Origin of the sequence: Desertibacillus haloalkaliphilus (genome assembly GCF_019039105.1) — a bacterium.
Classification (GTDB): Bacteria; Bacillota; Bacilli; order Bacillales; family KJ1-10-99; genus Desertibacillus; species Desertibacillus haloalkaliphilus.
Genome location: NZ_JAHPIV010000017.1, coordinates 1 through 13,086, shown reverse-complemented (window position 1 = coordinate 13,086; position 13,086 = coordinate 1). Strand labels below are relative to the sequence as shown.

14 protein-coding genes, 1 tRNA gene, 1 other RNA gene and 1 other annotated feature are annotated in these 13,086 nt (G+C 40.5%); of the genes, 1 reads left to right on the top strand and 15 read right to left on the bottom strand.

Annotated elements, in window-relative coordinates; translation table 11 throughout:
- Window positions 1–189: 189 nt before the first annotated feature.
- The 15 genes from KH400_RS17440 to guaB form a co-directional block, all read right to left on the bottom strand.
- The gene (locus KH400_RS17440; RefSeq protein WP_217226810.1) at window positions 190–456 is read right to left on the bottom strand and encodes a pro-sigmaK processing inhibitor BofA family protein; all 267 of its coding nucleotides are present in this window, start codon (window positions 454–456) and stop codon (window positions 190–192) included.
- A gap of 95 nt (window positions 457–551) precedes the next feature.
- Window positions 552–779 (bottom strand): YaaL family protein, encoded by a 228-nt coding sequence (locus KH400_RS17435; RefSeq protein WP_217226808.1) that lies wholly within the window; start codon window positions 777–779, stop codon window positions 552–554.
- Window positions 780–817: 38 nt separating this feature from the next.
- A complete protein-coding gene (gene recR / locus KH400_RS17430) occupies window positions 818–1,414 on the bottom strand; it encodes a recombination mediator RecR (protein WP_217226806.1) in 597 nt (198 codons plus the stop codon).
- 12 nt (window positions 1,415–1,426) lie between these two features.
- Window positions 1,427–1,738, bottom strand: coding sequence for a YbaB/EbfC family nucleoid-associated protein (locus KH400_RS17425; RefSeq protein WP_217226804.1), 312 nt, complete (start codon window positions 1,736–1,738; stop codon window positions 1,427–1,429).
- Window positions 1,739–1,812: 74 nt separating this feature from the next.
- On the bottom strand, window positions 1,813–3,501 hold the full coding sequence (dnaX, locus tag KH400_RS17420; RefSeq protein ID WP_217226801.1) for a DNA polymerase III subunit gamma/tau: 1,689 nt from the start codon (window positions 3,499–3,501) through the stop codon (window positions 1,813–1,815).
- Between the two features lie 144 nt (window positions 3,502–3,645).
- Window positions 3,646–3,911, bottom strand: an RNA gene (gene ffs, locus KH400_RS17415) — signal recognition particle sRNA large type.
- Window positions 3,912–4,059: 148 nt separating this feature from the next.
- A complete protein-coding gene (locus KH400_RS17410) occupies window positions 4,060–4,221 on the bottom strand; it encodes a YycC family protein (RefSeq protein ID WP_217226799.1) in 162 nt (53 codons plus the stop codon).
- 77 nt (window positions 4,222–4,298) lie between these two features.
- Window positions 4,299–4,808 (bottom strand): tRNA adenosine(34) deaminase TadA, encoded by a 510-nt coding sequence (tadA, locus tag KH400_RS17405; RefSeq protein ID WP_217226796.1) that lies wholly within the window; start codon window positions 4,806–4,808, stop codon window positions 4,299–4,301.
- A 167-nt stretch (window positions 4,809–4,975) separates the two neighbouring features.
- A complete protein-coding gene (locus KH400_RS25355) occupies window positions 4,976–5,098 on the bottom strand; it encodes a hypothetical protein (RefSeq protein WP_281418743.1) in 123 nt (40 codons plus the stop codon).
- A 280-nt stretch (window positions 5,099–5,378) separates the two neighbouring features.
- Window positions 5,379–5,471, bottom strand: a tRNA-Ser gene (locus KH400_RS17400).
- 151 nt (window positions 5,472–5,622) lie between these two features.
- Window positions 5,623–6,903 (bottom strand): serine--tRNA ligase, encoded by a 1,281-nt coding sequence (gene serS / locus KH400_RS17395; protein WP_217226794.1) that lies wholly within the window; start codon window positions 6,901–6,903, stop codon window positions 5,623–5,625.
- 71 nt (window positions 6,904–6,974) lie between these two features.
- Window positions 6,975–7,192: a binding site (T-box leader), on the bottom strand.
- A gap of 33 nt (window positions 7,193–7,225) precedes the next feature.
- Window positions 7,226–7,819: a pyridoxal 5'-phosphate synthase glutaminase subunit PdxT gene (pdxT, locus tag KH400_RS17390; RefSeq protein WP_217226791.1), complete on the bottom strand. Its 594-nt coding sequence runs from the start codon at window positions 7,817–7,819 to the stop codon at window positions 7,226–7,228.
- A gap of 72 nt (window positions 7,820–7,891) precedes the next feature.
- Entirely contained in the window at window positions 7,892–8,776 is an 885-nt protein-coding gene (pdxS, locus tag KH400_RS17385; protein WP_217226789.1) for a pyridoxal 5'-phosphate synthase lyase subunit PdxS, read from the bottom strand.
- A gap of 171 nt (window positions 8,777–8,947) precedes the next feature.
- Window positions 8,948–10,312, bottom strand: coding sequence for a D-alanyl-D-alanine carboxypeptidase family protein (locus KH400_RS17380; protein ID WP_246589798.1), 1,365 nt, complete (start codon window positions 10,310–10,312; stop codon window positions 8,948–8,950).
- Between the two features lie 139 nt (window positions 10,313–10,451).
- Window positions 10,452–11,909 carry an IMP dehydrogenase gene (gene guaB, locus KH400_RS17375; RefSeq protein WP_217226787.1) on the bottom strand — a complete coding sequence of 486 codons (1,458 nt, stop codon included), beginning with the start codon at window positions 11,907–11,909 and terminating at the stop codon, window positions 10,452–10,454.
- A gap of 151 nt (window positions 11,910–12,060) precedes the next feature.
- Between guaB and KH400_RS17370 the strand changes: the two genes are divergently transcribed.
- Window positions 12,061–13,017: a YaaC family protein gene (locus tag KH400_RS17370; protein WP_217226783.1), complete on the top strand. Its 957-nt coding sequence runs from the start codon at window positions 12,061–12,063 to the stop codon at window positions 13,015–13,017.
- The last annotated feature ends 69 nt before the right edge of the window (window positions 13,018–13,086 follow it).

Here is a 13,086-nt window from a genome sequence, read left to right as displayed (position 1 = left end):
TTACGACGGAAAATATACACTATTTTAAATTTTTTCATTTATCTTTTTTCCACAAGATAACGAACTTGTTGTTACTATATGTTCAATACCCGTTTTCCGTGTCTGTACACATAAAAAAAGAGGGTAACCTAAGAGGTTCGGCTACGCCCTCTAGGAGACCCTCATCGCTATCTCAACGTTATTATTTGCTTACGGGATAATAAACTGTTCAAGTGCAATTAATAACACAACACCAGGGATACCTAAAAATCCCGACACTGATGCAGTAACTAGATTGATCGGAATATGATAATCAATCATTGACCCAAATGCATTAAGGAAAAATAAAAACAACGCACCAATCATCAACTTGATTGCCCCTTGTCCAAGCCAACGTAGAGGTTTAATTGGTGCACCAATGACCAGCAATAAAAAGATGAGTCCTCCTAGTAGCGATACTAACAATATCGGATCCATTATACGACACGTCCCCCTCTGCTTGTAAGCTTTTGAACAAGCCATCTACTCATCAAATATATATGACGAGAAGGACAAAAAAAGAACGACAACCCTTAATTAGATTTGTCGTTCCCATTTTCATGGCGTACTCTTGCCTCTTTTAAAAGAAAAAGATATTTAGCTTCTGTTATTCGCAAATCATTTAAAACAGTCGGTGATGGGTCAACACTACTGGAAATAATCGCCTGTTGCTTTGACAAGCGCTGTTTCATTTCCTCAATTAATGCTAGTAACCGTTCATCCTCCGCTTGTCTGATTCGCTTTTTCCGTTGAAAAAACATAAGCATTAAACTCCTTTTCACTTATCTCCTACACTGATTTAAAGCTCACGTCGCCCTTCAATTGCTTTTGATAACGTCACTTCATCGGCATATTCTAAGTCTCCTCCAACTGGAAGGCCGTGAGCGATTCGAGTGACCCGGATGCCCGTTGGCTTAACAAGACGTGAAATATACATGGCAGTCGCTTCGCCTTCAATGTTTGGGTTCGTCGCAATAATCAGCTCTTGAACCTCATCATCTTGGAGACGCTTTAGTAGTTCAGGAACTTTAATATCTTCTGGACCAACACCGTCCATTGGTGAGATGGCACCGTGTAAGACATGGTATAGTCCGAAGTATTCCTTCATTTTCTCCATGGCGATGACATCTTTTGGATCTTGGACAACACAAATCATCGAATGATCTCGTTTCGTATCCGAACAAAGCGGACACGGATCAGAATCGGTAATGTTATGACACATCGAACAGTGCGTTAAATTCCGCTTTGCATTGACTAACGCTTTTGCAAAATCAAGCACATCATCTTCCTTCATGTCTAAAACGAAAAAAGCCAGGCGACTCGCAGTCTTTGGTCCAATGCCTGGCAATTTCATAAATCCTTCCATTAACTTCGATATTGGTTCAGGATATTGCAAGCAGTTAACCCCCTAAAACATGCCTGGGATATTCATTCCTTTAGTAAATTTCCCCATGTCTTGTTCTACTAATTCATCCACTTTCTTAAGCGCTTCGTTCGTAGCCGCTAAAATTAAATCTTGGAGCATTTCAACATCATCAGGATCAACAACATCCTCTGAAATTTCAACATCTAAGACACGCTTATCACCGCTAGCAATGACTTTAACCATTCCACCGCCTGCAGTTGCTTCAACTGTTTTATCTTTTAATTCCTCTTGTGCCTTTGCCATTTGCTTTTGCATTTTTTGCATTTGTTTCATCATATTTCCCATGTTTTTCATCGTAAGGTCCTCCTTGGTATCATCCTAAGATTCTTTTTATCATTATCATGAACACGGCCAATTATGAAGCCTGGCTACTCTATAATTTCCACTAGATCAGAGCCAACTAGTTTGATCGCTTCATCGACCAATGGATCTTCTTCTGAATCAGTCTCATCACTGCGTTGTTCACGAACATAATCATCCTTAATCTGTTCCCATTGGCTCAGTAAAACAGTGACAAGTCTTAAAGGTTGTTGAAACGTTTCTTGAACAACGGTTTCAACAAAATCACGAAACTTCGTATCAATCATATCGCGATGCATTTCATTTTGAAAGCCTAATAAAAATGAATCAGGTGAACAAGCGACGGGCTTACTATCACTAAGCCATGCATGAGCAGGGATATTTTGCTGACGTACCCGCTCCATTACATTTCCCCATTCACTCGTTAATTGCTGTAAATCCTGCTTTGTCGCTGATTTTAACATCTCTTTTACTTGAGCACTAGCCACTCGTCCCTGACCTGGTTGGCTCTTAAGTGGGCGACGCTGTGCTTTCGGTTGAGATTTTTGCTGCTCACTAGAAGCCTCTCTTATGCCTTCTTGTTTTAGCTTCGTTAATGCGTTCTCAAGCTCGCCAATCTTTGTTTTAAGCTGCTCATAATCTTGATCATTCGTTGCCGTTGTTACAGAAGGCTTTTGCTGATTACAAACCTTGACGACAGCTAACTCAAGAAAGATCTTCGGGTGACTTGACCACTTCATTTCTTGTTGACTTTCATTTAAGCTCTCAATTACTGCAAATAGCCATTCGTTTGCTATCTCATTTGCTAACTCCACAAAGGCATTATCGACAGCTGCGCGATCAAGGACTTCTTCTAACGCGGGGGCAGTTTGATATAATAACATATCACGGAAGTAATAAATGAGATCCTCAATAAACCGTAATGGCTCTTTGCCCTCGCGAACAAGCTCGTCGACCGCCTTTAAGGCAGAAGCTGCGTCGTTGTCCTTCAACGCCCTCGCTATATCGGTTAAGAACTGCTGTGAAACAGCTCCTGTAATCGAAAGAACATCTTCAGTCGTCACTTGCTCGGTCGCATATGAAATCGCTTGATCTAGCAAACTTAGTGCATCCCGCATCCCACCTTCAGCTGCTCTAGCGATCATATAAAAAGCCTCTTCCTCGACGTTCAGGTTACTTTCTGAAACGATATATTTCATACGATCTACGAGCGCCTGGTTTGAAATGCGTTTGAAATCAAACCGTTGACACCTTGAAATGATCGTTAGTGGAATTTTATGAGGCTCAGTTGTCGCCAAAATAAAGACAACATGCTTCGGTGGCTCTTCAAGAGTTTTTAGTAATGCATTAAATGCACCCGTTGATAACATGTGAACTTCATCAATGATGTAGACCTTATAAGTCACTTCATTTGGTGCAAATTTTACTTTATCACGAATATCGCGGATTTCGTCGACACCATTATTTGAGGCAGCGTCAATTTCAATGACATCAACAATTGACCCGTCAGTAATTCCCCGACACGCCTCACACTGATTACACGGTTCCGCTGTTGGTGCTTCCTTACAGTTAATGGCTTTTGCTAAAATTTTAGCAGCACTCGTTTTTCCCGTGCCACGAGGACCAGTAAATAGGTATGCGTGGGAAAACTTCATTTGCACTAATGCATTTTGTAATGTTTTCGTTATATGCTCTTGTCCGGCAACATCCTTCAGTTGCTGCGGGCGCCAAACTCGATATAACGCTTGATAGCTCATCCCACACCCTCCTTCGTCCTTCGTTTCATTCCTATTATACCGATTCAACCTATAGATTTCAAAACTTTCCTGTAAACAAATGAAAACATTAAGAAAGCAACCAAACTTCATCAAGAAGTTGGTTGCTTATCTATAAATTTACTGCCGTGCACCTTTCTTCGATTAAGTTGCCATAAGCGTTACCTAAGCAGTTAGCTCGGTTCAGGCGACTCTACGGCACACGAAAGGGGCCACTTACTGCTGCTTCCTTCCGGACCTGACAGGGTTCATGGGTTTTCGTTGCGTAGAACCCGAACGTCAACACCACTTACTTAGGGCAGACCCTACGGCAACAAAACCTCGGAAAGGGATTCAGCCTCGCTATAGCGGATTGCGAGTACAGGGCACCGCTACCTCCCCACCTAGCACGACAAAGTGTATAACATTGTTGTTTGCGTCTGTTTTGTTTGACGCATTTATTAGTATAGATGTTTTTTCACTAAAATGCAATAGTAACAAAAAGACAATCACGGATATGTTATCCAGTGCTAGTATGTCACTTGCATTTACAACTATGTATTAATTTGAATCCTCTTCAGTTTTTTCGTTTTCTTTTTTCTCAAGTTCAGCGATCTTAGCCATAATAATATGCTTCGGTGTATGCATAATATGTTCGATTGGCATATTTAACTTTTCAGCAAGCTTTTGGGCAGTTTCTAATGAAAATTGATTGGGATTCACTTAAATACCTCCAGTGCCTTAAGATAAAAACCTTTTTTGAAAATATAACATATTTTATCGTTGTATTCCACCAGATTTTAAGTTGAATCTGACTGACTTTCGCTGTTCTTCTTTTTCTTCTTTTCACGTAATTGTCGAAAAAAGTCTTTTAATAACTGCGCAGATTCACCCTTTAACACACCTGCAACAACTTCTGCACGGTGATTAAAGCGAGGGTCTTCCAATAAATTCATTAAGGTACCAGCGCAACCAGCCTTCGGGTCACTTGCACCATAAACGACGCGATCAACACGTGACTGAATGACAGCACCTGCACACATTTGACATGGCTCGAGCGTTACATACAACGTACATCCAGGCAGACGCCAGGATTGTTCATGTTTACACGCTTGTTCAATTGCTAATAGCTCAGCATGGGCACTGGCCTGTTGACTGGTTTCCCTCATATTATGAGCTGAAGCAATAATGTGACCGTCCTTCACAATGATCGCACCAATTGGTACCTCTTCCTTTTCCCCTGCTAACATCGCTTGTTCAATGGCTTTCTTCATAAAATATTGATCTTCAACATGCTGCTTCTCATCCATCGTATCACCTTAATTGTTTTCCCTACATTATAAAGTCTTCTCTAACGAAAATACAGTAAAGTTCAATCAAAGGCAATGCAGGTGCTCACTTCACAACTACACTTTCACACACCGGTAGACCCTTTCGAAAACGGCCATAACAACGAAAACGAAGCAGTACATCAATACTACTTCGTTTTGCGCATTTTATCTTCCTCATACTTTCTGAAACAGCTCCACCGAATAAAAGCCTTCTCAACTTGGTCAAGTCGACTTTTTTCGACCTCTCGCTTTTTTTCGATACTTTTCACGCTAACCCTCCATTAGTTCATACTCGTACATTATAGTATGCGTTAATGAAAGAAGGTCTATACATCGATTTATTTTAAAACTGCCTTCCTTGACATAACTCCTCTATCACTCAGGAAGTTAACCCACATACTCTAATCTAAGGTGGTGCGAGTAAGCGAACTTACTACATTGCTTACTACCATCATGACCTTCCACCATTGTCACTTCATGCTAGGTAGCTCCGCCCCTTTTCCATTAAAAAAACACTACAGTAATCCGTAGTGTTGGATATTTTTAATATGGCGGAGGAAGAGGGATTCGAACCCCCGCGCGGTTTGACCCGCCTGCCGGTTTTCAAGACCGATCCCTTCAGCCAGACTTGGGTATTCCTCCGTGTTTTTTCGACAAAAGAAGTATACCATAAAACAAAGAAAGCTGACAACCATTATTTTCATAAAAAAATGCTGGGACAAAAGATAAAAAATTAACCATTTATCCCAGCGTCGACTAGCTTCGCCCCGATCACTTTTACATAAACCACTAATTATTTTACTTTGATAACCTCTACATTCCCCATATACGGTCTTAATACTTCAGGAACGATGACAGAGCCATCTTCTTGCTGATAATTTTCTAAAATAGCCGCTACTGTACGACCAATTGCTAGACCTGAGCCATTTAATGTGTGGACAAACTCAGTTTTTCCTTTTGCTTCTCTGCGGAAACGAATGTTTGCACGTCTTGCTTGGAAATCCTCAAAGTTACTACAAGAAGAAATCTCGCGATACGTATCATAACTTGGTAACCATACTTCAATGTCATACTTTTTAGCTGCTGTGAACCCTAAATCACCCGTACACATACTCATCACACGGTATGGCAAGTTTAACAACTGTAAAACTTTCTCGGCATGTCCAGTTAACTTTTCAAGCTCGTCATATGAATCATCAGGGTTTACAAAACGAACGAGCTCAACTTTGTTAAATTGATGCTGACGGATTAAGCCACGAGTATCACGCCCAGCTGAACCTGCCTCAGACCGGAAACAAGCACTATAAGCTGTATATGTAATCGGCAGCTCCTCACCAGTTAAAATCTCATCACGATGAAGATTAGTGACAGGTACTTCTGCAGTTGGGATCAAGAAGTAATCTTCCTCACGGATTTTAAATGCATCCTCTTCAAACTTTGGCAATTGCCCTGTTCCTGTCATACTTGTACGATTCACCATATATGGTGGGAGAATCTCTTCATAGCCATGCTCATCTTGGTGTAGGTCCATCATGAAGTTAATTAATGCGCGTTCAAGACGTGCCCCTAAACCCTTGTAAACAACAAAACGGCTACCGGTTATTTTTGAAGCCCGTTCAAAGTCGATAATCCCTAACTCTGTCGCGATATCCCAGTGTGCTTTCGCCTCAAACTCAAGCTCTTTTTTCTCACCCCATGCACGAACTTCAACATTATCATCTTCTGTTAATCCAACAGGAACACTTTCATGTGGAATATTTGGAATGGTCAGCAACAGTTCATCTAGCTCTTGCTCGAGGTGCTTTAATTCTTCATCCAAGCTTTTTATTTTTGCTGATACTTCCTTCGTCTCAGTGATTAAGTGGTCTGCATCTTTTTTCTCTCGTTTTAGGGCAGCTACTTCCTGAGATACTTTGTTGCGACGGCCTTTTAGTTCCTCTACTTCGACAATAATCTGTCTTCGCTTTTCATCAAGCTCACTAAAACGATCGATGTTGCCTAACTCTTCCCCTCGGTTCTCTAGCTTCTTTTTAATTCCTTCAAAGTCTTTTCGTAGTAATTTAATATCTAACATTGTCGATGTTCCTCCTTTAGCTTTCTTGCTTTATATTTCTATACCCATTAAAAAGAACTCTCATCCCCTAAAAAAGGGACGAGAGTTCTCGCGTTGCCACCCTACTTACACCAGCATACGTGCTGATGTCGCTCAACATCTTGTAACGGAAGATGACCGAAAATACTTACTAACAATGTTTCAGTATTTTACTCAGGGAGGGATTCACCGCACCGTTTCATCGATTCACACCACCCATCGACTCTCTGAACAAACGAATGTGATTACTAATTCCCTTCAACGCTTTAAGATATTACTATTGATTATACCTAGTTTTTGACAATTACATACGTACTTTATTATCCTTCGCTTCTCTTACCATTTCGATAAAATATCGATGGAAGCGATGGTCATCGGTAAGCTCTGGATGGAAGGAACAAGCTAAAAATTGCCCTTCTCGTGCGACAACGATTTCTTCGTCATATTTTGAAAGAATCTCGACGTTTTCACCAACAGATTTAATTAATGGTGCTCGAATAAATACAGCTGTAACGTCGTCACCAACTCCAGTCACAATTAAATCAGTTTCAAAGCTTTCACGTTGACGACCAAATGCATTACGCTCAACAGTCATGTCAATCAACTCTAAATGCCCTTGATCTTGTCCAGCAATATGCTTAGCCATTAAAATCAGCCCAGCACATGTACCGAAGATCGGCTTACCTTCAGCTGCAAACTCTTTTAATGGTTCAAAGAAACCATATTTATCAATTAAACGGCGCATCGTAGTGCTCTCACCACCAGGGAACACTAGGCCGTCAATCTCATTAAGTTGTTCAACTTTCTTTACAATGACAACCTCAGTATCCGGCGCTGTTAGACACTTGACATGCTCTCTGACTGCACCTTGTAGAGCAAGGACTCCAATCTTAACCATTTCAAAGCTCCTTTACAATGTTGTACTTGCTGTCATTTTCTACAGCGCACAAGCCTTAAACAGCTTGTTTTTTTACCAACCGCGCTCTTGCATACGCTCAGATGGCTCAAGGTTTGAAATTTCAATCCCTTTCATTGCTGTTCCTAAGTTTTTAGATAGTTCAGCAATTAACTTGTAATCTTCATAATGTGTCGTTGCTTCAACAATCGCACGCGCAAATTGTTGTGGGTTATCTGATTTGAAGATACCTGATCCTACGAATACACCATCAGCACCTAATTGCATCATGAGTGCCGCATCTGCAGGTGTAGCCACACCACCAGCTGCGAAGTTAACAACAGGAAGCTTGCCTGTTTCTTTAATGTTTAATAGTAATTCATAAGGAGCACCTGTGTTTTTCGCTTCAGTCATTAACTCATCTGTTGACATTGAAGCTACTTTGCGAATTTGTGATTGCATCATGCGCATATGACGAACTGCCTCAACAATGTTTCCAGTCCCCGGCTCACCTTTTGTGCGTAGCATTGAAGCACCTTCACCAATACGGCGGCAAGCTTCACCGATATCACGTGCACCACAAACAAATGGAACCGTGAAATCATTTTTATTTAAATGGTAAACTTCATCAGCTGGTGTTAATACTTCACTTTCATCGATGTAGTCGACTCCTAATGCTTCTAGCACTTTAGCCTCAACGATGTGGCCAATACGTGCCTTTGCCATAACTGGAATTGATACAGCTTCCATAACTTCTTCAACAATTGTTGGGTCAGCCATACGTGCTACACCGCCTGCTGCACGAATATCTGCAGGAACACGCTCTAGAGCCATTACCGCTACTGCACCAGCTTCTTCAGCGATTTTTGCTTGTTCAGCGTTAACAACATCCATAATAACGCCGCCTTTTTGCATTTCAGCCATTCCACGTTTTACTCGATCTGTACCAGTGTTACTCATATGTAATTCCTCCTATATTTGCTTTTACTTTGATGACGTATATTGTATAAATTTCTTGTCGGTTTATAATACAATATAATAAATTTTCTGTATTTATTTTACCACTAATCTGTACATTAGCCAATTAAATCTCGATATATTTGCTCGGTTTTTAAGAATTACTAATACTCTTTAAAACCAGCCTTTCACAGTATCAGCTGCACTTGACCAAATTCCAGAGAAAAAGCCTCCAATACCACGCATCATCATTCTGAACCAACCAGCTTTTTCAACCTCTGTATCTGTAACAACAGCCACTTGTGGGTGTACAGTTTCTGAAGCAATTAACGAGTCATAATCACCTTCGCCTTCATAAACGATGTTAACTGTGCCCACTTCTTCCCCGCGCTCGAGTGGGGCAATTAACTCTCCATCTTCATTTAAAAGCTCAGGATGTAATTGTAACTCTGCACGATAGTAGTCCTCTTCACCCTCTTTAACCACTGCCGTTAACGCTTCATTCGTTGAGATCGCAACTTCTTTTTCCTTCCCTTTTGCGACTGGCACTGTCTGATGATCTTCTATCACCGCGTTAGCAGCAATTACCTCTTGGCTAGAAAACGTATTAAAGCCATAATCCATTAATCGACGTGTTTCATTAAAGCGTTCTGTTTCTGATTCTGTCCCCATGACAACAGAAATTAGACGCAAGTCATTTCTTTCTGCCGTCCCGGTAAAACAATATTTTGCAAAGTCAGTATACCCAGTTTTCAACCCGTCAATTCCTTCGTAAAAGTGACCAAGTCCCGGAAGCATGTCATTCCAGTTTTTCATACATGTCCAATCATTTAGACATTCCTGTGGTGTTACACCTGTTGCCGGTTCACCTTGGAAGTACTTCATTGGAATACTAGCTGTTTCTAAAACTTCTGGATAATCGTTAATTAAATGATACGCTAGCTTTGCTGTTGCTCGTGCTGACATTTGGTTTTCGTCATTTTCTGCCGTACCTTCTGCATGCTGACCAAATAAATAACTGTTGTTGAGTCCTGTCGAATTAACAAACTTGTAGTCCTGCAAATCAAGCTCTTCTGCTTTATCATTCATCATTCGTACAAAATCTGTATACGTTCCTCCAACATACTCGGCTAGCGCCATAGTCGCGGCATTCCCAGACTCAATCGCCATCGCTTCATATAAATCACGAACAGTATAGTCCTCATCAGGATCTAAAAATACATTTGATAGACCAGGGCTATGTGAGACCTGATTAACGAGATCACTAATAGGAACAACGGAATCCCAGTTAATCGAACCATTATTAACAGCTTCAAGAACAAGGTATTCAGTCATCATTTTTGACATACTGGCTACACCAGCAGTAAAATCGGCATTTTTTTCATAAAGAATATTCCCTGTTGAAGCATCTACAAGGATAGCTGTATCTGCACCACTATTAAAATCAGCACGCACTTCCGAAGACGTACTAAATAGATTTGCAAACAGGAATATAAACATAAAACTAAAAACAAACTTATTGATACGCAGGCTTTTCAACCCTTACACCTCCACTAGATTTCACATAAAGCTAATTTTACCATACCTAAAATTAAAAAAATAGATAGGTAAATGACCTATCTATTTTAAGGTAAAACGAACTATATTGAATACAAACAAAGGAAAGAAACGGTTCGTTTTATAACGAATAGTTTGGTGCTTCTTTCGTAATCTGTACATCGTGTGGGTGACTTTCTCGTAGGCCTGCACCAGTAATACGAATGAACTGCCCTTCTTCACGTAGTTCATCAATAGTCGCTGTGCCACAATAGCCCATACCAGCACGAACACCACCAACAAGCTGATGAACAGTATCACCTAAAGGCCCTTTATATGGTGTACGACCTTCAATTCCTTCAGGGACTAACTTCTGATTATTTTCTTGGAAATAACGATCCTTACTGCCTTTTTCCATTGCACCAATAGACCCCATACCACGGTAAACTTTAAATTGACGTCCTTGGTAGATTTCTCGTTCACCTGGGCTTTCCGATACACCCGCTAAAATACTACCGAGCATCACCGCATGTCCACCAGCAGCTAACGCCTTAGCAATATCGCCTGAGTACTTAATCCCACCATCGGCAATGATCGGTACACCATGTTTCTTTGCTTCTGTTGCACAATCATAAACAGCAGTGATTTGTGGTACACCGATACCTGCAACCACTCGAGTTGTACAAATGGACCCAGGTCCAATACCGACTTTCACAATATTAGCACCAGCTTCAATTAAGTCTCTTGTTGCATCTGCTGTTGCAACGTTACCAGCAATAATGTTTAAATCAGGATATTTCGTACGGATTTCGCCAACCTTATCAAGAACACCTTGCGAATGGCCATGCGCCGTATCAACAACAATAACATCAACACCAGCCTCGACAAGTGCAGCTGTACGTTCCATTGTATCAGTAGTAACACCAACAGCAGCCCCTGCCACTAAGCGACCTTGGCTATCCTTGGCAGAGTTCGGGAATTCGATCACTTTTTCAATATCTTTAATCGTGATTAACCCTTTTAATGTCATGTCATCAGAAACGAGTGGTAGTTTTTCAATCTTATACTTTTGCAGCAGTTCTTCAGCTTCCGCAAGCGTTGTTCCAACAGGTGCAGTAACAAGGTTATCCCTTGTCATAACTTCACTAATTTTAATTGAATAATCTTCAATAAAACGTAAGTCGCGATTTGTGATGATCCCTACAAGCTTTTGCTCATCATCAACAATCGGCACACCAGAAATTCGATATTTACCCATTAGGTGTTCAGCGTCAAATACTTGTCTATCTGGTGTTAAATAAAATGGATCTGTAATGACACCACTTTCTGAGCGTTTTACACGATCCACTTCTTCTGCTTGCTGTTCAATCGACATATTTTTATGAATAATGCCGAGACCACCTTCACGGGCAATCGCAATTGCCATTTTTGCCTCTGTTACCGTGTCCATTCCGGCACTAATAATCGGAATGTTTAATTCTAAAGTTTCCGATAACTTCGTCTTTACCGACACATCCCGTGGAAGAATTTCAGATTTCGCTGGAATGAGTAATACGTCATCAAAAGTTAAGCCTTCCTTAACAAATTTAGTTTCCCACACGCTAAACTCCATCCTCTCTCCTTGTAAGTTTCCTGAAAATATTATTAGTAGCTTAACAATTGGACAAACTACTGTCAAGAATGCGGTATAAGTTTGACTATTCAAAAAATACGTTCATGAATAATAGTTAAAAAAAGCGTAAAGGGAGGGATTGACGATTGTTACACCGACACACTGGCAGCCCATTACAAAATATCAATCAGCTACACTAACACAACGTTTCTTATCTGACTGCTATCGTAAAGGTGAGCTTAAAGATGCCGAAACCCTAAGCTATGAGAACTGCTACTCATTCATTTATCACCTTGAACATGGCGAAAAATACTATATCCAAGCAAGCAAAGCACCACTCGAACTACGGCCAATTTTACTCTTTTATGGCATGATTCAATTGCTGAAGGCTTGCATCTTAACGGTTGACCCTCATTACCCAGAAAACAGTCAAGTCCTTGCCCATGGTGTGTCCTCAAGAAAACGCAAGAAGTCAAATTACGAGTTTCTTAATGATGAAGTCCGACTACAAAAAAACGGTCTCCTTTCGCACTTTTACGACAAAATGTTTCACATGAAACATTTGGAAGGAGAGAAATATAAAATGGAGGTACTCCTCAAACAAGTACCTGAGCTACACCCTTTGTTTGCCTGTATTTATAAAAAGCCCATTTCTTACCGGTTACAAAAGACTGAGGAAAGTGATTTTAAAGTGACAGCTAAACTACTTGATGACTTTAACCTTGGGGTATCAAGTTGGGGGCGTTTTTTAAATACCCGTACACGCACACATCTAAACGAACCCTACGAAAATAATGGCTACGTTGTGATTCCTTTTGAAAAACCACTAAACCGATTAGATTGTGCACCGTTTCTCCGTAGTCATTCAGGCAACTATTATTTATTACGAATTCGTGATGATTATTTAACATTACCTGAAATCGTTGTTCATTATTTGTTGCTTTATAATTTAAGTATGATTTGCCGTTATGAAACGGAGTGGTGGGGAGATCTTTTTCATAACTATTCCTCAACAGATTTCCCCTTTATTAAACAATTCTTAATGGTAACTGAAACGAAAATTCCATCGTTACTTTTTCAATTTTTAGGGTTCTAAGTCAAATGTTGGGGTAGGCTATGTGCCTACTCCCTACCCTATATGACTTTGAATTCCTTTCCATTGATG